The sequence below is a fragment of the Acinetobacter sp. C32I genome (assembly GCF_023702715.1).
In the GTDB taxonomy this organism is placed as follows: Bacteria; Pseudomonadota; Gammaproteobacteria; order Pseudomonadales; family Moraxellaceae; genus Acinetobacter.
Genome location: NZ_CP098480.1, coordinates 1,424,608 through 1,442,155, shown reverse-complemented (window position 1 = coordinate 1,442,155; position 17,548 = coordinate 1,424,608). Strand labels below are relative to the sequence as shown.

Below are 17,548 nucleotides of genomic sequence, written 5' to 3'. Positions count from 1 at the left end.
CGAAGCTCATTTTTAAAGGACGCTAGACATAATGAATCATTCATTTACATGGCAAGGACGTAAAGATGGTGAGGGTGCTGAACACTTAAGGATTCACCAAGTCGTCAATACCACGCCACGAGCTGATTATGCCTTGATTGGCTTTAGCTCGGATGAGGGCGTTAAGCGTAACAAAGGGCGCTTGGGTGCAGCAGATGCACCTGACAGTATTCGTGCGCAATTGGCCAATTTACCTGTGCATCAACCAGTCACGATTGCCGATATTGGCACAGTGGTCTGTGACGGCTCAAAACTGGAACAAGCACAGGCTGAATTGGCTGAACAAGTTGAAAGAAGCCTCAAACAGGGCATGAAGCCGATTGTGTTAGGTGGTGGTCATGAAGTGGCTTTTGGTAGCTTCTCAGGTCTGTTTCAATATCTGCAAAATCATGAGCCGAATAAAAAGATCGGCATTATCAATTTCGATGCACATTTCGACTTGCGTGAAGCTGAACAGGTGACTTCTGGCACACCTTTTTTAAATGCAGCAAAACTGTCTGAACAGCATCAACAAGAATTTAATTATTTGTGCATTGGCGTAGCGAAACATTCAAACACCAAGGTTTTATTTGAAACCGCAGATCGGCTGAATTGTACTTATATTTACGATTATGAGTTGCAGCAACAAAATGTTGAAACTTTAATCGAAAAGTTGACAGCTTTTACCGGAAAAGTTGACTATTTGTATATTACAGTTGATCTTGATGTATTTAGTGCTAGCATTGCGCCAGGTGTAAGCGCACCTGCGGTTAAAGGGATTGATTTATCCGTCTTTGACCCATTACTAGAGGCCATTAAGGAAACCGGAAAGATTAAAGTTTTTGATGTGGCGGAATGTAATCCACGGTTTGATTTGGATAGTAGAACTGCCAAATTAGCCGCTTATATAATTTTTAACTACATATTTGATTGATGGATCATGTGAATTCATCAAAAGGTTAAAACATGTCTAATTTATCTTATGTCTCTCAAAATGACGGTCCATGGGCAACTTATCTTGAACAGATCGAGCGTGTTGCTCCATATCTAGATGGTTTAGAAGACTATGTGGACACATTGAAGCGCCCAAAACGTGCTTTGATTGTCGACGTGCCAATTGTTATGGACGATGGCACAATTCGTCATTTTGAAGGTTATCGTGTACAACACAACTTGTCACGTGGTCCGGGTAAAGGCGGTATTCGCTATCACCCAGATGTAGATTTAAATGAAGTAATGGCTCTTTCAGCATGGATGACAATTAAAACTGCGGTGGTAAATTTACCATTTGGCGGTGCAAAAGGTGGCATCCGTGTTGATCCGCGTCAACTTTCACCACGTGAATTAGAACGTTTAACACGCCGTTATACCAGTGAAATCAGCCATATCATTGGCCCACAAAAAGATATCCCTGCACCAGACGTGGGTACTAATCCAAATGTAATGGGTTGGATCATGGATACCTATTCATCTGGTCAAGGTCATACAGTGACGGGTGTGGTAACGGGTAAACCGGTACACCTCGGTGGTTCTCTTGGTCGTATTAAAGCAACAGGCCGTGGTGTATTTATCACAGGTCAACAAGTTGCTGAAAAAATCAAATTACCTTTAGACGGTGCGAAAATTGCGGTTCAAGGTTTTGGTAACGTCGGTAGCGAAGCTGCATATTTGTTTGCAGACTCGAAATCGATCATTGTGACGATTCAAGATCACACAGGTACGATTTTCAACCCTGAAGGGATCGATCTTGCTGCATTAAAAACTCACATGGAAACTCACCAAGGTGTGGGTGGCTTTGCTGGTGCGCAAGTGATCAGTGATGAAGAGTTCTGGAATGTAGAGATGGATATTTTGATCCCTGCTGCATTGGAAAGCCAAATCACAGTTGAACGTGCTCAAAAATTAACTGCGAAGTTAGTGCTTGAAGGCGCGAACGGCCCAACATTCCCTGAAGCGGATGATGTTTTGGTTCAACGTGGTATCACTGTTGTACCTGATGTGATCTGTAACGCAGGTGGTGTAACCGTATCTTACTTCGAATGGGTTCAAGATATGTCGAGCTACTTCTGGTCTGAAGAAGAAATTAATGAAAGACTGGATAAGTTGATGATTCAAGCCATTAACGATGTATGGCACAAATCAAGCGAAAAAGAATGTACTTTACGTACAGCAGCCTTCATTTTGGGTTGTGAGCGTATCTTAAAAGCACGTAAAGAGCGTGGTATTTTCCCAGGCTAATACTGGCTGAATATCATCAGAACGACCTTAAGGTGTAAACTTTAAGGTCGTTTTTTATTGTTGAATTAATCAAGAAAGAAATCTTTTTGTAGCTGGGTGTTGCCACTGACACAGGCATAGTGAGTGAAATCAGTGATCCCGATCCGTGCCAGTGCTTGTTCATCAGTGAGGCTTTGTCCCGTTAGTTCACCTTTGACCGTACTGTAAATTGCAAAAGCAGCGTCCGCCATGATCTCAGGTTTACGACTCAATTGACGCGTATTTTCCTTACCTAGGTTCTTCGACACTGCTGCTGTGGCGATATAAGTTTCAGGCCATAGCGTATTACAGGAAATACCATAGTGACGAAATTCTTCTGCCATACCCAAAGTCAGAATGGTCATACCATATTTAGACAAGGCATAAGGCGAGAGCATGCCTAACCATTTTGGTGACATATTCACAGGTGGCGATAAGCTTAAAATATGTGGATCTTTTGCTTGTTTGAGATAGGGTAAAGCGGCTTGCGCACAAATAAAGGTCGCACGGTGGTTAATGCTTTGGATCAGGTCATATTGTTTTAATGAAGTGGCTTCGACACCTGTGAGTGCAATCGCACCTGCATTATTTATTAATACATCAATACCACCAAAGTTTTTGGCTGCTTGTTGCATGGCAGCATGGATCTGATGTTCATCTCGCACATCTAACAGTAAGGGCAGTGCTTTACCACCAGCAGCTTCAATCTCTTCAGCGACGCTATAAATCGTGCCTGTTAATTTGGCTGTTTCCACTTCGGTTTTTGCCGCAATGACAACATTTGCCCTAGCTTGTGCTGCTTTCAGCGCAATGGCTCTGCCAATTCCTCGGCTGCCACCAGTAATAAAAATGGTTTTTCCCTGCATATTACTCATGTCGATGTCCTATATTTAATTTTTATCAATACGTCGTTAAATCATAAAAGGATGTGCAAATTTTTCTGGATTGTATAACTGTCGTTGTTTGGCAATCTCAACAATGCGATGGCGTAACTGACGTTTGATCACGGCGTAGGTTAGACGATGCTTTTGTGATATCTCTTCAGCAAACTTAAAGACTTCAGCATTTAATGATTCAGCAGGATGAATCTGATGAACCACATGCGCCTCTAAGCACTCAATCCCAGTCATGGATTTGCCTGTCAATGACATTTCCCAAATGGCATGTTGATTGGGAAGGAGTTGCACAATTTCTGCAATACAGTCAGTAAAAGGAATGGTCAGTTTGACTTCAGGAAAGCAAAAACGTCCTTTGTCTGCCCGCATCAAGCGGAAGTCACATGCAGATGCCAAGATTGCACCACCTGCATAAGCATTGCCATTAATCTCAGCAATCACTGGTAAGTTGAGTAAGGCCAAGCGCAGTAGCATATTTTCCAGTTCTAAGGTAAAAGCTTTTTTATCTTGCATGGATTGCTGCATTAACCAAGCGAGGTCTAAGCCATTGCAAAATGTTTTAGGATGGTCGCTTTGAATGACTAGGCAAGCATTATGCGAATGACGCTCGATTTCATCAAAGATCTCGATATATTCATTCAGCACATCTTGATTTAAGACATTTTCCTGATCGCCATTGGTTAAGGTGAGAACATAAATAGACTGCTGTTGATCAAGCGTCATGGTGGTCATTGAAGCGCTTCCTCATTCTGCGATGGTTGATTGATTGCAGTCATTATTTCGAATAAAACACTCGCACAATAGGTGTGACTATGCCATATTGATGATCATTTTAGGACAGTGGATGTGCGATGCGAGATCCTTTTGGACTGTTTCAAGAAACCATCTCGGTTTCTTATGCACATCTATTATTAGAAATTGTGCATGATTATGCGATTGATATTGAAATAGTTTTATCTGGCACAGGATTAGTGCTGACAGAAATGAAACAAGCCGATGCCAAAATGAGTGCGCATCAATGGTCAAAGCTGGTGGTGAATGCTTTAAGGCTGACCGATAATCCACGGCTTGGGATTGAATATGGTTTTAAATTACGTCCCACTTCGCATGGAGCCTTAGGTTTTGCATTTCTGAGTTGTACGGATGTTGAAACTGCATTAACGCTGTGCCAGCAGTATTTCTGTACACGCATCCAGAACTTCACCCCTGAATCGTATATTGATGAAGACTTTGTCTATGTCTATTTGGATGGTGTACATCCTGTCAAATTTGGCAATGAGCAGCAATCTGATCAATTACGGCAGTTTATGATTGAAAGTTTGCTATTTGGGGCGATTCATTTTTTAGCTTTGTTTTCTGAAAACATTGTTGAACGTTGTGAGGTCTTTGTTGATTGGGCCGATGCACAAAATTATAAACGTGTCGATTTATCCCAAATCAAGATTCATTTTAATCAGCAACGCAATGGCCTGCGTTTTCCCAAGCAATATCTGCATTGTAAAAATCCCAATGCTGATCAAGTCGCATTCCAGCAGGCATTATTGTATTGCGAAAATGACAAATTGAAATTACTCAAAGAGTCGACGCGCGATCTGCAGAAAAGCATTCGTTCTGAGTTGTTATACAAAGCTGGCAATACTTACCCGACATTAGCGTTGATTGCACAGCGTTTGAATATGTCTGAACGAACCATCAAGCGACATTTGCAGGCACAAGGAACGACGTTCTTGCAGATTTTGGCTGAGGTACGTTTTAGTCAGGCCAAAAAGTTACTGCAACAACCACAATATAGTATTCAGGATGTTGCAGCTCTGGTGGGGTATGAAGAAGCCACAAATTTTATTCGCGCTTTTAAAAAGATGTTTGGGGAAACACCGAGTCAGTATCGGAAAAGCTATTTGTCCAAGGCCGATTCATCCGACATCGCCAACTGAACCGTTACAATAAAAAGTTCTAGCGAATGCTGAATCTGTTCGGTCCATTCAAAGGAACAATTCATACGAATAAAATGTTGATGTGAGGGCAACACATTAAATAAAGGGCTTGGCGCAACGCCGACCTGTTGTTGAATCAGCTGTTCATAGATTTGCATACTGCTGACTTTGTCTGGCAACTGAATCCAGAGAAAATAGCCACTTGGATAGTTATATACCTTACAGTCTTTTGGTAGATGTTGTTTGAGATATTGAAAGAATTGTTTTTTATTCTTTTCCAAAGCCCGTCTAAGCGTTCTTAAATGCTTTTCATAATGATGATGGGAGAGAAACTCCACCAGTGCATTCTGGATCAGCGCATTGGCTGAAATGGTGCTCATTAATTGCAAATGCTGAATATGTTCGGAAAATTTGCCAGCATAGACCCATCCCATACGAAACCCTGAACCCAAGGTTTTGGAAAAAGAAGAGCAGTGCAACACCAGATTCTGTTGATCAAAATACTTCATGGGTAGCGGCTTTTGATTGCCATAAAATAGTTCTTCATAGACATCATCTTCGATCAAATGAATTTGATGTTCATGCAATAGCTTGGCAATTTTATATTTGATCTCATCGCTGACGGTAAAGCCAATCGGGTTATGTGCGTTCAACATAAACCAGCACACTTTGATCGGATAGTTTTTAATGACTTGTTCAAAAGCTTCAATATCAAAGCCATGTTGTGGATGTTCTGGCAGGGTAATCACCTTGAGTCCCAAACGTTCAGCTGCCTGCCATGCGCCATAGAAGATGGTTTGCTGCAATAAAATATAATCGCCCGGCTGAGTAATCGCTTGCAGGGAAAGATTCAACGCTTCTAAACCACCAGATGTAATGACAATGTCATCTGCATCGGTTGGAATCCCTTGCATACAATAGCGTTGAGCAATGAGTTTTCTGAGGGCTAAATTCCCAGGCGGTAGATTGGTGGTCTGATCATAACTATGGCGATTGCGGGAAAGTTGCCCCATGATCTGAATCAGTTTGGGTGGATAGAGTAACTGACTATCTGGAAATGCAGAACCTAGTGGGCTGACCTGTTTGGATTGAATCGACTTCAGGTATTTAAACACCAAGGAGTTAATTTCAATTTTGGGGTTTAAAGAGACCACCGAATAAGCTTGTGGAATTTGGATATTATTTTGCTCAGCGACAAAATAACCTGACTTTTCTTTTGAATAAATCAATCCTTGCGCTTCCAGTTCTTGGTAAGCGTTCATCACGGTAATTAAGCTAAATCCTGATCGTTGCACTTGCTCACGTAAAGAAGGAAGTTTGCTGTGCGGCTGCCATGATCCATTTTCAATGAGAAGTTTCAGGTTGTGCGCTAATTGTTCTGATTTATACATAAAGTAAAGTGAATCCATCTTGATGGAACAGCTTGGTATGCAAGCTGCTCCATCTCTTTTTTAATAAGCAAACATCAATAGCAGTCTAAAGAGACCTGCAATGATGGCGAGTGCAAAAAAACCAACTAACCATAAGATTATAAACCATTGCGTTTGGCTTAAATGCAGAGATTTAATTTTCATGCAAAGCTGCTCCTTAGTGATAACCCGTATCTCCAACCCGTACTTTATCTCTAAACACCCAGTACGACAGAATGGTATAGGCGATAATGATCGGGATGAGAATTACCGCACCAACCAATGCAAATTTCTGACTAGAATGCGGTGCTGCGGCTTCCCAAATCGTGACCGATGGCGGAATGATATTCGGCCAGAGGCTGATCACAAAACCAGTAAAGGCCAAGAACACGAGTGCCAAGGTATAGATAAAAGGTTTAAAGTCCTGACGTTGTTTACATGCTTTTAAAATCAAGAATGTAAATAGCAGTACCAAAACTGGTACAGGGCTAAAATACAGTAGATTTGGCAAAGCAAACCAACGCGCAGCAATTTCAGGATGGGTCAGTGGGGTATAGAGACTGACACCTGCAAAAACCACAAATAGCAGAATGATCAGTTTAGGCATCAGTGCATACATCTGATCTCGTAGTTCATGGTCGGTTTTCATAATCAACCAGCCACAACCGAGCGCTGCATACATGGCAACCACACCCAACCCCGTAAATAAGGCGAAAGGAGTGAACCAATCTAAACCTGAACCTGAGAAAATACCATTGGTGGTTTGGATACCTTGAATATAAGCGCCTAAAATCACGCCTTGCAGGAAGCTAGATAGAATTGAACCCCAGATAAAGGCTTGATCCCATAAATGTTTGGTGCGGTTCGCCTTAAAACGGAATTCAAAGGCAACGCCACGGAAAATTAGGGCAATCACCATCAAGGTAATCGGCATATATAAGGCTGAAAGAACGGTTGAATAGACCAGAGGAAAGGCAGCAAACAAACCTGCACCACCAAGCACCATCCATGTTTCATTGCCATCCCAGACAGGCGCGACGGTATTCATCATCACATCACGTTCTTCGCGGCTTTTGATGAAAGGGAACAGAATTCCGATCCCAAGATCAAAACCATCCAGAATGACATAGATCAGAACACCAAGACCGATAATACCGACCCAAATCAGAGATAAATCAATCATGGTGCTTCTCCTTATTTGGGTCTTGCTGATCAATGCTTTCATCAACGGCACTTAAAGGACGCATTGGGGTTTTGAAATGCCCATGGCCAGCTGGCTCAAGATCAATCGCTTCAATAAATTCAGGACCTTTTTTCAATAGTTTCAGCATGTAGTAAATACCGCTACCAAACACGATGGCATAGACCACCACGAAAATGATCAAACTGATACCAACTTGATCGGCAGTCACTGTATGCGACAAACCATCTTTGGTACGCATCACTCCATAAATTACCCAAGGTTGACGGCCAACTTCAGTCGTCACCCATCCCGCCAATAAGGCGATATAGCCTGTAGGTCCCATGACAAAAGCGAATTTATGAAACCAAGATGAACCATAAAGCTTGCCTTTTTTACGCAACCATAAGGCAACGAAAGAGAGCAGCACCATTAACATGCCAAGTCCGACCATGACCCGGAAACTCCAAAACACAATGGTTGAGTTTGGTCGGTCTTCTGGGGCAAAGTCTTTTAAACCTTTGACTGTACCATCCGTAGAATGAGTCAAAATCAGACTGCCTAGATTTGGAATCGCAATCGCGTATTTGGTACGTTCCTCTTGCATGTCTGGAATGCCAAATAAGTACAGTGGCATACCTTCATCATAATTGGTCTCCCAATGACCTTCCATTGCGGCCAATTTTGCCGGCTGATGCTTCAAGGTATTTAAGCCATGATTATCGCCAATCACTACTTGCAAGCAGGAAGTGACCAGCACCATCCAGAGACCCATTGAAAATGATTTTTTGATCAGTTCATCACGACGGCCTTTGATCAGATGCCATGCAGCAGTACCCACCACCAGTAAGGAAGACACTAAAAATGCAGCAGCGGCCATATGGGCAAAGCGATAAGGGAAGGAAGGATTAAATACGATCGCCCACCAATCGGTTGGAATAATGATGCCATTCTCGATCGTAAAACCTTGCGGTGTCTGCATCCAACTGTTGGAGGAGAGAATCCAGAACATGGAAATACAGGTGCCAATGGCAACCATCAAGGTTGCAAAGAAATGGGCTTTGGGACTGACTCGGCCCCAACCAAACAGCATGATGCCCAAGAAGCCGGCTTCCAAGAAGAAAGCACTCAATACTTCATAAGTGAGCAAAGGGCCAGTCACGCTTCCCGCAATACGGGAAAATTCACTCCAGTTGGTACCAAACTGGTAGCTCATCACCACGCCAGATACCACACCCATCCCAAAGGCCACCGCAAAGATTTTGATCCAGAATTTGAATAAATCTTTATAAATGGGGTTTTGAGTACGTAGCCATTTCCATTCCAGCATGGCAAGAAAACAGGCGAGACCAATCGAGGTGGCGGGAAAGATAATGTGAAATGAAACAGTAAATGCAAACTGTATTCGGGCTAATTCTAAAGCAGTGAGACCGAGATCCATATATCCTCTCCTATAACAGACCAGCAAAAGCAGTCGCTAGGAAAATGTGAAAGAATGGACTTAAATGTTTGAAAATAAGCAGAACCTGAAAAAGCTGCGGTTTGGATATTTAAAAGCGATTTAAGTTTTATTCATCATCTAATCTTCTGTTGTATATGAGTAGGTACAATTTCTTTTTGTTTTTTTATAACAGATGGGGTGTCCATAAATGATCTGTTATATTTTTTTAGCGAAACTCTGTAGCTATTCAGTTGTTTGTACCTGATTCAAAATAGCATCAAGCAACGATGCAGTGTGTTAAATATTGATCAAGCATTGTAAGTCGTTTGAATGACACTAATTCGGACTGAATGGCGTATGACTATGTTTATCACGAAAGAACTTAATGCGTTGACTCAGCTTTTTCAAAGCAAAGTGCCTTCGCAAGCAGTACAACAACAGCTAAGTCTAGAATATGTGAATCTTGAAGCAACTTTATTAAGAGGCAAGGTACTGAGAGATTTTTCTAAGGAGAAGGTCTTTTATATTGCTCAAGCTGAAATAGTGGAAAATGATAATAATCTCGCCTATTTATTTGCACCATTTATGATTGCCAATTTAAATCAGCCGGTGATTTATACCACGCCAGTCTCGTCCTCTGTACTTAAGATATTGAATCAATACTATCAAGCCGATAAAAGCGTCAATCTTAAAATCGAAGATGTGATTCATAGCCTAAAGCTGTATATCGAGCTGGTCGATGATGCAAAAGCAGAGCAAGATTTTCTGTTCCGTTGTTTAGTCAAGGCACTGTGTCGTACAGATGTTTTTCATATTTTTTTGGTCACGCATTTATCCTTAGATCAGCAACAGATTCAGATCCTAGAAGAGTATTTTGATGTAAAAATTGATGTGATTGATGCTGATCGTAGGCCAAGCATGCTCAATGATGAATTGATTAATACGCGCAAACTGCTATTTAAAAACAAAGATGAAGCACATAAAAACCTGTGTACTTTGTTTTCCAGTCTTAATGCAAATCTAGTCGCGAAGATTGGTCAGTTTAGCCCAGCCCAAGCGGCTCATTTAATCGAGGATATGTTCTATTCGGAACATATTTTTGAAAAGTTATCGGTCTATGCCGAATACATGCAAACCCGTATTCAAAATGGCGCTAGTTTTAAGGCTTTATCCACCATGTAATTGTTATGAATTAAATTTTAGTCTTTCAATAGGAGCAAAGCGCATGTCTCAACAGCAATCAAAATTCCCATACCTTGCGGTTGGAATCAGTATTTTATTGGGTTGTTTATTCTTAGTCTTTTTCTTTCTGGCTGTGAGTAATCAACCCGATTATATGCCATCGCAACAGAAGCAAAATGCTGCTTATGTACAATCATCAGTTCAATCGAATCAATAGCTTATGTTTTTAATCCGAAACTTGGTTTTTCTCTCTTACTGGTGATTTTGAGCACTTGCCAGTAAGTTTTTTTTAATGCTAAAGCTTGGCTTATTGGGATGCTAACGAAAAAGCTAATAGCGACGTGGAGACGTTCCAGTCCAGCGTTTAAAAGCACGAGAGAAATTTTTGGTGTTGGTATAGCCAAGATGAGCTGCAATGTTTTCAAGTGATAAGTTGGGATTTTTGAGTAGTTGGATGGCTTTTTCACATCTTACTTTATCGACTAATGTTCTAAAATTTGTGCCTTCATTTTCCAGTTTTCGTTGCAAGGCCCGTTCAGACATTTGAACTTTCTTTAAGATTTCAGTTAAAGGGCTTATTCCCATCGCCTCATCATAGATCAAATCTTGCAGAGTACTATTAAAACTATTTTGTTTTAATAACTTACGTAGCTGTGATTTACATTCCTCTCGTGCCAGACGCTCTGCAATAGCATCAGAATGCAGTAATGGAAGATCTAATATTTCTTTTTTAAATTCTAAACGGGTAGAGGGGCGATTAAATCGCACTTCACCAGGAATTAACGGCAGCAATTTATCAAAATAATCGGGTTTACTAAATTGTACATCGGCAAAACCAGTCAATTCTTGTCCTGAGATATTTTTCCCCATCTGCGCAAAGCCAAGCAATAACGCAATCTGAATAACCTCATCCAAATAATAGGCTTCGGTCTGTTCAAAGATGATAACTGCATTCGTATCAACAACATCAAGTTTGATGGTGTGAATACTGGATTGAAGTGAAATAAACTCCTGTGCAATATTGAGTGCTTGTTTTACATCTTGTGCAAGCATTGCTGTCATCCCCATTAAACCATGACAGGTAATGGTCATTTGCATACCCAGATAAAAACCAAATTCGAGTGCAGGAACTCGAGTCAGTTCAAGTGCTCGTCGTAGGATCGACATCACAATTTTTGCATCAGCCCGCCATAAAGGCTGCACCAATTGCTCTTGAGTGAAGCCTGAGTTGCTGAGTAGTTCATCCGCTGATATATCCCAACGTGATACCACATCAACCATGAGCGCAATATAAGTGCCAGGTACTGTTCTTTCGAATTGTTTATTTAAGGGCATAACAGTGATCGTCGGAAAATGATACTAAAATGGCTTAGTAGGAACTATTACAACATTTTTTTTTATTTAAAAATAGGCGCATTAACACTGCGGCAAAGCTTTAATGTTTTAGCATTAACTATTAGTGAGCGTGTTTAAATCGTTTAAAAATAATACTAGGACCCGTAATGAAAAAAGGAATTTTGATTACAGCCTTTCTCACTGCATTTTCAACCACAACACAAGCAAAAGTTGATATCTGTGTATTCGATTTATTGGGCAAGGCAGGTGAGTCTTACAAAATTGTAGAGGAATGGGCGTTAGCTGCAAAGGCTTGGCAAGCGGATTTGAATCTCATTGCATACCAAGATGAAGCCAAAGCCCAAAATGATTTTGAAGCAGGTAAATGCGATGGGGTATCGATGACGTCAATGCGAGCACGTAAATACAATAAATTTGCAGGATCGATTGATGCATTAGGTGCGATCACCAGTAATTCGATTGCCCAAAAAGCCATTACTTATGTATTAGATCCTCGGAATAAACATCGATTGGTCACAAGCATTAATGGTGATGAGTTTGAGGTGGCTGCCATTGCTCAAATTGGTTTGGCTTATGTTTTTGTCAGAGACAAAAGTATTAACACTATTGAGAAAGGAAAAGGTAAAAAGTTTGCCTATTTACATTATGACCAAGCGCAAAAAATGATTGTAGATCGATTGGAATTGGTGGGTGTGCCTTCCGAAATTTCTGATTTTGCGAAAAAATTTAATAACAAGCAAGTTGATGTGATTGCGGCTCCTGCCTATGCCTATAAACCTTTAGAAATTGCCAAAGGTTTGGGGAGTAATGGCGCAATGTTTAATTTTCCAGTGATCAATTTAACTGGTGACATCATTATCCGCCCCGAAAAATTCCCAGTTGGTTTTGGTCTGAAATCTCGTGCTTGGGCCACCAAGCAATTGCCTAAAAACTTTGCCACGATTGCACGTTTAGAAGCTGAAATTCCTGAAAAGTACAAACAGAGTCTTTCCGCTGAAGATAAGCGTCGCTACCAACAGATGCTTCGCGATGGCCGAATTGAATTAACCAAACTGGGTATTTATGACCCCGTCATGATGGGAGTGCTAAAGCGTGCACGATGTACAGTGGAACGAACCAATTTTGAATGCTCATTGAGTGGCGAATAGCGCAGTCGTTCACTGAGCTGATTCAAAGATTAACGATGTGATAAATGAAAGTTGTAAAGTTGAGGTCAATATGAATGCCATTCCCCATCATCATAAACTGGTTGCTCGGCCTGTAAAGTTTGATTTTTCTAATTCTCCTGTGCAATGGATTCCAAATGATCCAGTGTGTTCGCATCTAATCAATGGGATTAACTTGATTTTACCTGCGGGAGAATTTTGGTTCTGTCGTGTTTATAACAAGGCCTTACCTTATGTAAAAGATCCTATTCTTATGGATGATGTAAAAGGTTTTATTCGACAAGAAGCAACTCATGCACGCGCGCATCAAGGCGCCCAGGAGTTTCTGAAACAGCACGATTACGATCTGGAACCTGCTTTCAAGAAAATCAACTGGATTTTTAGTATTTTGCTTGGTGAAAGCCCATTAGGCATTAAACTATTAGAAGTCAAACCATTAGAGCACTTCTGGTTAATTACACGAGTAGGTGTGGTTGCTGCCATTGAACATTTCACGGGCGTGCTTGGGCAATGGTGTATGGACAATAAATCATGGGACAAAGCTGATCCAGTCATTGCCGACATGTTTCGTTGGCATTTGGCAGAGGAAGTCGAACATCGTTGTGTTGCATTTGATTTATTTAAAGAAATACTGCCAAATCCGATTCTCTTTTATCTTTATCGTCAGTTGTTAATGGCATTGGTTTTCCCTATTTTTATTTATGTATTGGCAGATGTCGGTCGACATTTAGGTAAACAAGACCCAGATCCTGCAGTCAAGAAGATCGCAAATAAGCATTTATTTGGCATTTTATTTACCTATAACAAACAAGCCAAGGCAACAGATAATGGGCCTACATTGACTTTTATAACGAAAGCAACAATTCGTTGGATTTCACCTAAGTTTCATCCAGAGACGGAAGGAAATACCCAACAAGCTTTAGATTATTTGGCACGATCACCTGCCGTTCAAGCATTGAAATAGGGACTGTAATTATATTTTTTTATGATTCAGTATTTAAGTAACGATGATTTTGAATCGTTATAAATAAGAAGGCACATCGAGTGTCTTATGAGGAAAACAAACATAACGTTTGTAAAAGGAAGAACATATGAAAAGAATCGCATTAGCTATCTTAACAACTTCAATGATGAGTGTTTCTGCTTCAACCCAAGCAGCGATTGATGTTTGTGTTTTTGATATTTTAGGTAAGTCTGGTGAGGCTTATAAAATGATGCAAGACTGGGCATTGGCAGCCAAAGGCTGGGGTGCAGATATTAATCTATTGGCGATCACGGATGAACAGGTCGCTGACAATAATTTTAAAGCAGGGAAGTGTGCGGGCGTGGCAATGACTTCAATGCGTGCCCGTCCATACAATAAATTTGTAGGTTCAATTGATTCTTTAGGTGGTGTACCTAGTGACGAGATCGCAAAACGTGCTATTACCTTTGTATCTGATCCACGCAATGCAGCGAAAATGACCACTAATCTTGGTGGCAATAAATATGAAGTAGTTGGAATTTCCCCTTTAGGTTCAGCTTATATCTTTGTTCGTGACAAAAGTATTAATTCAATTGAAAAAGCCGCAGGTAAAAAGTTTGCGGTATTGGGTTATGACGATGCACAAAAATTGATTGTACAACGTGTTGGTGCGCAAGCTGTACTTTCTGATATTTCCAACTTTGCTGCTAAATTTAACAATGGTCAGGTAGATATGATTGGCGCACCAGCTTATGCATATAAACCTTTGGAACTTAGCAAAGGTTTAGGCAGCAATGGGGTCATGTATAATTTTCCTGTATTACAAGTTACTGCAAATCTGGTCATTCGTCCTGAAAAATTTCCTGCTGGTTTTGGGCAAAAATCCCGTGATTGGTCGGTTAAGCAACTACCGAAAATCTTTGCAACCATTAAGCGTTTAGAAGCTGAAATTCCTGCAAAATATAAGATGAATTTAACCTCTGAAGATAAATTGAAATATCAAAAAATGATGCGTGATGGACGTATTGAATTGACTCAACGCGGAATTTACGATGCTAGTATGATGTCTGTATTAAAGAAAGCGCGTTGCTCTGTGGATAAAGCCAACTTTGAGTGTGCTTTGGCAGGAGAGTAATTTAATAGTTTTTATCAAATGATCAATAAAGCCTAGGTGATCTAGGCTTTATTTTTGATGCCAAAAAATACAGGCATAAGACAAATCAAGAATAGAAAAGAAGCACAATTCATGTTAATCCTATCTGTAGCCAATGTTAAAAATAGCTCAGATGAGGGCAACATAATGGATAACTCAGAACAACCCATTCATAAGCAAGAAAATACCAGTTTTGCCAGAATTGAACCCTATACCCAACCCGCAGGCGGATGGGGCGCATTGCTGAGTGTTGCCCGAAATCTAAAAAGGCAAGACATTTTAAAAAAAGGTTCAATCACCTTACTTAATATTAATCAGCCGACTGGTTTTGACTGTCCGGGCTGTGCATGGCCTGAGAAGAAAGATGCACATGCCTTTAACTTCTGTGAAAACGGTGCCAAAGCAGTGGCTTTCGAAGCAACCAGTAAAACGGTAACACCTGAATTTTTTGCACAACATACCGTAAGCTGGCTCGCTGAACAGAATGATTTCTATCTGGAAGATTTGGGTCGTTTAACTGACCCGATGCGTTATGACCCTGTGTCAGATAAATATGTACCGATTTCTTGGGATGAAGCTTTTCAGTTGATTGCCAAACATCTACAAGCACTCGATCATCCTGATCAAGCTGCATTTTATACCTCTGGGCGTGCCAGCAATGAAGCGGCTTTTTTGTACCAATTATTTGTCCGCAGCTTCGGGACTAATAATTTCCCAGACTGTTCCAATATGTGCCATGAAACCACCAGTGTTGGCTTAAAAGATGCGATTGGTTTAGGTAAGGGCACGGTTATTTTGGATGATTTCGATCAAGCAGATGCCATTTTTAGCTTTGGGCATAATCCAGGCACCAACCATCCACGGATGTTGGCAACCTTAAGAGAGGTTTCGCGTCGTGGTGGTAATATTGTTGCGATTAATCCTATTAAAGAGCGTGGTTTAGAGCGTTTTCAAGACCCTCAAGCGCCGCTAGAAATGATGACCAATGGCAGTACCCCAATCAGTCGTTATTATTTCCAGCCCAAAATTGGGGGGGACTATGCGCTGATGTTTGGGGTGATGAAGCATTTACTGGAATGGGATAAAAAGGCGCTTGCGAAAGGAAAAGCAAGCGTTTTTGATCGTAGCTTCATTGAAATGAATACCATTGGTTTTGATGAGATGCTGGCGGAGATTGATGGTACTGAATGGTTTGAAATTCATAAACATACTGGACTTTCACCTGAGCATTTAGAATCGATTGCCAAGATGTATCTGGATGCAAAAACTGCTATTTTTTGTTGGGGGATGGGGATTACCCAACACCGTCATGGTACAGCCAATATTCATATGTTGGCGAACTTGATGCTGGCACGAGGACATATTGGTCGTCCAGGGGCTGGTCTTTGTCCAGTGCGTGGGCACAGTAATGTGCAAGGCGACCGAACCATGGGAATTAATGAAAACCCAAGTGATGCCTTGCTAGACAGTATTGATCGGGTATTTGGCATCAAGTCACCGCGTAAACATGGTTTTGGTGTGGTCGATACCATTAAGGCGATGTATGAAGGTGATGTAAAAGTCTTTATTGGTTTGGGCGGAAACTTTGCGGTCGCAACGCCTGATACACCTTATACCCAAGAAGCATTACGCCGTTGTAATTTAACCGTCAACATTACCACCAAGTTGAATCGTAGCCATCTGGTCTGTGGCAAAGATGCGTTGATGCTACCTTGCTTAGGGCGTACTGAAGTAGATATGCAAGTGCATGGCGCACAAGCAATTTCGGTGGAAGATTCGATGTCGAATGTGCATCTTTCAGCAGGACGTAATCCACCGATCTCTGAAAATATTTTATCTGAACCTGATATTGTGGCCCGTATGGCGGAAGCTGCTTTACCTGAGAGTAAGGTGAAATGGCGTTGGTATATCGAAAGTTATGACCGTATTCGTGATTCGATTGCCGATGTTTTTGATGAGTTTCACGATTTCAATCAACGGGTCTATCAACCAAGTGGTTTCCATTTAGAGCATCCTGCTAATCAGCATGTCTGGAATACACCAAGTGGTAAAGCCCAGTTTTTGATTACACCACTGGCCGAAGTTTACGAAGATAAAGAAAATCAGTATGCCGCAGCCTATAGTGAGCAACAAGTGTATACCTTAATGACCACTCGTTCGCATGACCAGTACAACACCACTTTATATGGTTTGGATGACCGTTATCGCGGTGTATTCGGGCAACGCCGAGTGTTGTTTATGAATCAAGCAGATATTGATGCAGCAGGATTTGAAGCAGACCAATGGGTCGATATTGAGAGTGTATTCTCTGATGGGGTGAAACGGATTGTACATAGTTTCCGTATTGTGCCGTATAACATTCCGCAAGGCAGTCTGGCAGCGTATTATCCAGAAACCAATCCCTTGGTGGCTTTGGGTAGCCATGACAAATACGCCAAAATTCCAGCGTCTAAAAGCATTCCTGTGATTTTGCATGCAGGTAATGCACCAGCACATTTTAATTTGAATGTTGAAGTTGACCCTGAGCATGCCAATGAACGCGTCAGTAGCGTATAGCTGATTGGAAATCTATTTTTTCGAATCAGTCAAATGA

Annotated in this window: 16 protein-coding genes; 9 read left to right on the top strand and 7 right to left on the bottom strand. The window is 41.2% G+C overall.

Annotation, left to right across the window (positions count from 1 at the left end):
* Nucleotides 1-31 precede the first annotated feature (31 nt).
* Both hutG and NDN13_RS07060 read left to right on the top strand, forming a co-directional pair.
* Nucleotides 32-952 carry a formimidoylglutamase gene (gene hutG, locus NDN13_RS07065; protein ID WP_251117720.1) on the top strand — a complete coding sequence of 307 codons (921 nt, stop codon included), beginning with the start codon at nucleotides 32-34 and terminating at the stop codon, nucleotides 950-952.
* A gap of 32 nt (nucleotides 953-984) precedes the next feature.
* Nucleotides 985-2,256, top strand: coding sequence for a Glu/Leu/Phe/Val family dehydrogenase (locus tag NDN13_RS07060; RefSeq protein WP_004654197.1), 1,272 nt, complete (start codon nucleotides 985-987; stop codon nucleotides 2,254-2,256).
* Between the two features lie 65 nt (nucleotides 2,257-2,321).
* Here the strand turns inward: NDN13_RS07060 and NDN13_RS07055 are convergent, their stop codons facing one another.
* Nucleotides 2,322-3,149 (bottom strand): SDR family oxidoreductase, encoded by an 828-nt coding sequence (locus NDN13_RS07055; protein ID WP_251117719.1) that lies wholly within the window; start codon nucleotides 3,147-3,149, stop codon nucleotides 2,322-2,324.
* A gap of 36 nt (nucleotides 3,150-3,185) precedes the next feature.
* Nucleotides 3,186-3,902 carry an enoyl-CoA hydratase/isomerase family protein gene (locus NDN13_RS07050; protein WP_251117718.1) on the bottom strand — a complete coding sequence of 239 codons (717 nt, stop codon included), beginning with the start codon at nucleotides 3,900-3,902 and terminating at the stop codon, nucleotides 3,186-3,188.
* Nucleotides 3,903-4,021: 119 nt separating this feature from the next.
* Between NDN13_RS07050 and NDN13_RS07045 the strand changes: the two genes are divergently transcribed.
* A complete protein-coding gene (locus NDN13_RS07045) occupies nucleotides 4,022-5,104 on the top strand; it encodes a helix-turn-helix transcriptional regulator (RefSeq protein ID WP_251117717.1) in 1,083 nt (360 codons plus the stop codon).
* On the opposite strand, the gene NDN13_RS07040 is transcribed toward NDN13_RS07045, so the two are convergent.
* The 4 genes from NDN13_RS07040 to NDN13_RS07030 are packed head-to-tail and all read right to left on the bottom strand — an operon-like array spanning nucleotide 5,065 to nucleotide 9,134.
* Nucleotides 5,065-6,495 (bottom strand): aminotransferase-like domain-containing protein, encoded by a 1,431-nt coding sequence (locus NDN13_RS07040; protein WP_251117716.1) that lies wholly within the window; start codon nucleotides 6,493-6,495, stop codon nucleotides 5,065-5,067. The two genes, NDN13_RS07045 and NDN13_RS07040, sit on opposite strands and share 40 nt — an antisense overlap.
* Nucleotides 6,496-6,555: 60 nt before the next feature.
* Nucleotides 6,556-6,678 carry a hypothetical protein gene (locus NDN13_RS19800; protein ID WP_005154018.1) on the bottom strand — a complete coding sequence of 41 codons (123 nt, stop codon included), beginning with the start codon at nucleotides 6,676-6,678 and terminating at the stop codon, nucleotides 6,556-6,558.
* Nucleotides 6,679-6,691: 13 nt separating this feature from the next.
* A complete protein-coding gene (gene cydB, locus NDN13_RS07035) occupies nucleotides 6,692-7,696 on the bottom strand; it encodes a cytochrome d ubiquinol oxidase subunit II (protein WP_251117715.1) in 1,005 nt (334 codons plus the stop codon).
* Nucleotides 7,689-9,134 carry a cytochrome ubiquinol oxidase subunit I gene (locus NDN13_RS07030; RefSeq protein ID WP_251117714.1) on the bottom strand — a complete coding sequence of 482 codons (1,446 nt, stop codon included), beginning with the start codon at nucleotides 9,132-9,134 and terminating at the stop codon, nucleotides 7,689-7,691. Before NDN13_RS07030 ends, cydB begins: the two co-directional genes overlap by 8 nt.
* Before the next feature lie 363 nt (nucleotides 9,135-9,497).
* Between NDN13_RS07030 and NDN13_RS07025 the strand changes: the two genes are divergently transcribed.
* Both NDN13_RS07025 and NDN13_RS07020 read left to right on the top strand, forming a co-directional pair.
* Nucleotides 9,498-10,316: a hypothetical protein gene (locus tag NDN13_RS07025; protein ID WP_251117713.1), complete on the top strand. Its 819-nt coding sequence runs from the start codon at nucleotides 9,498-9,500 to the stop codon at nucleotides 10,314-10,316.
* A gap of 43 nt (nucleotides 10,317-10,359) precedes the next feature.
* Nucleotides 10,360-10,533, top strand: a complete 174-nt coding sequence (locus NDN13_RS07020) for a hypothetical protein (RefSeq protein ID WP_251117712.1) — start codon at nucleotides 10,360-10,362, stop codon at nucleotides 10,531-10,533.
* Between the two features lie 113 nt (nucleotides 10,534-10,646).
* Here NDN13_RS07020 and NDN13_RS07015 read toward each other — a convergent pair whose 3' ends face one another.
* Entirely contained in the window at nucleotides 10,647-11,651 is a 1,005-nt protein-coding gene (locus NDN13_RS07015; protein WP_251117711.1) for an AraC family transcriptional regulator, read from the bottom strand.
* A 167-nt stretch (nucleotides 11,652-11,818) separates the two neighbouring features.
* Here NDN13_RS07015 and NDN13_RS07010 point away from each other — a divergent pair, with 167 nt between their 5' ends.
* The 4 genes from NDN13_RS07010 (at nucleotide 11,819) to NDN13_RS06995 (ending at nucleotide 17,511) form a co-directional block, all read left to right on the top strand.
* On the top strand, nucleotides 11,819-12,820 hold the full coding sequence (locus NDN13_RS07010; protein ID WP_251117710.1) for a putative solute-binding protein: 1,002 nt from the start codon (nucleotides 11,819-11,821) through the stop codon (nucleotides 12,818-12,820).
* Nucleotides 12,821-12,890: 70 nt separating this feature from the next.
* Nucleotides 12,891-13,802, top strand: coding sequence for a metal-dependent hydrolase (locus NDN13_RS07005; RefSeq protein WP_251117709.1), 912 nt, complete (start codon nucleotides 12,891-12,893; stop codon nucleotides 13,800-13,802).
* Nucleotides 13,803-13,929: 127 nt separating this feature from the next.
* Nucleotides 13,930-14,937, top strand: a complete 1,008-nt coding sequence (locus NDN13_RS07000) for a putative solute-binding protein (RefSeq protein WP_251117708.1) — start codon at nucleotides 13,930-13,932, stop codon at nucleotides 14,935-14,937.
* Between the two features lie 165 nt (nucleotides 14,938-15,102).
* A complete protein-coding gene (locus tag NDN13_RS06995) occupies nucleotides 15,103-17,511 on the top strand; it encodes an FdhF/YdeP family oxidoreductase (RefSeq protein WP_251117707.1) in 2,409 nt (802 codons plus the stop codon).
* The last annotated feature ends 37 nt before the right edge of the window (nucleotides 17,512-17,548 follow it).

Bases quoted from the DNA above. Each gene is read 5' to 3' on its own strand.
- NDN13_RS07040 (WP_251117716.1), bottom strand. From the start codon at position 6,495: ATGTATAAATCAGAACAATTAGCGCACAACCTGAAACTTCTCATTGAA.
- cydB (WP_251117715.1), bottom strand. From the start codon at position 7,696: ATGATTGATTTATCTCTGATTTGGGTCGGTATTATCGGTCTTGGTGTT.
- NDN13_RS07025 (WP_251117713.1), top strand. From the start codon at position 9,498: ATGTTTATCACGAAAGAACTTAATGCGTTGACTCAGCTTTTTCAAAGC.
- NDN13_RS07010 (WP_251117710.1), top strand. From the start codon at position 11,819: ATGAAAAAAGGAATTTTGATTACAGCCTTTCTCACTGCATTTTCAACC.
- NDN13_RS07055 (WP_251117719.1), bottom strand. From the start codon at position 3,149: ATGAGTAATATGCAGGGAAAAACCATTTTTATTACTGGTGGCAGCCGA.
- NDN13_RS07005 (WP_251117709.1), top strand. From the start codon at position 12,891: ATGAATGCCATTCCCCATCATCATAAACTGGTTGCTCGGCCTGTAAAG.
- NDN13_RS07050 (WP_251117718.1), bottom strand. From the start codon at position 3,902: ATGACCACCATGACGCTTGATCAACAGCAGTCTATTTATGTTCTCACC.
- NDN13_RS19800 (WP_005154018.1), bottom strand. From the start codon at position 6,678: ATGAAAATTAAATCTCTGCATTTAAGCCAAACGCAATGGTTTATAATC.
- NDN13_RS07020 (WP_251117712.1), top strand. From the start codon at position 10,360: ATGTCTCAACAGCAATCAAAATTCCCATACCTTGCGGTTGGAATCAGT.
- NDN13_RS07045 (WP_251117717.1), top strand. From the start codon at position 4,022: ATGCGAGATCCTTTTGGACTGTTTCAAGAAACCATCTCGGTTTCTTAT.
- NDN13_RS07015 (WP_251117711.1), bottom strand. From the start codon at position 11,651: ATGCCCTTAAATAAACAATTCGAAAGAACAGTACCTGGCACTTATATT.
- NDN13_RS06995 (WP_251117707.1), top strand. From the start codon at position 15,103: ATGGATAACTCAGAACAACCCATTCATAAGCAAGAAAATACCAGTTTT.
- hutG (WP_251117720.1), top strand. From the start codon at position 32: ATGAATCATTCATTTACATGGCAAGGACGTAAAGATGGTGAGGGTGCT.
- NDN13_RS07030 (WP_251117714.1), bottom strand. From the start codon at position 9,134: ATGGATCTCGGTCTCACTGCTTTAGAATTAGCCCGAATACAGTTTGCA.
- NDN13_RS07060 (WP_004654197.1), top strand. From the start codon at position 985: ATGTCTAATTTATCTTATGTCTCTCAAAATGACGGTCCATGGGCAACT.
- NDN13_RS07000 (WP_251117708.1), top strand. From the start codon at position 13,930: ATGAAAAGAATCGCATTAGCTATCTTAACAACTTCAATGATGAGTGTT.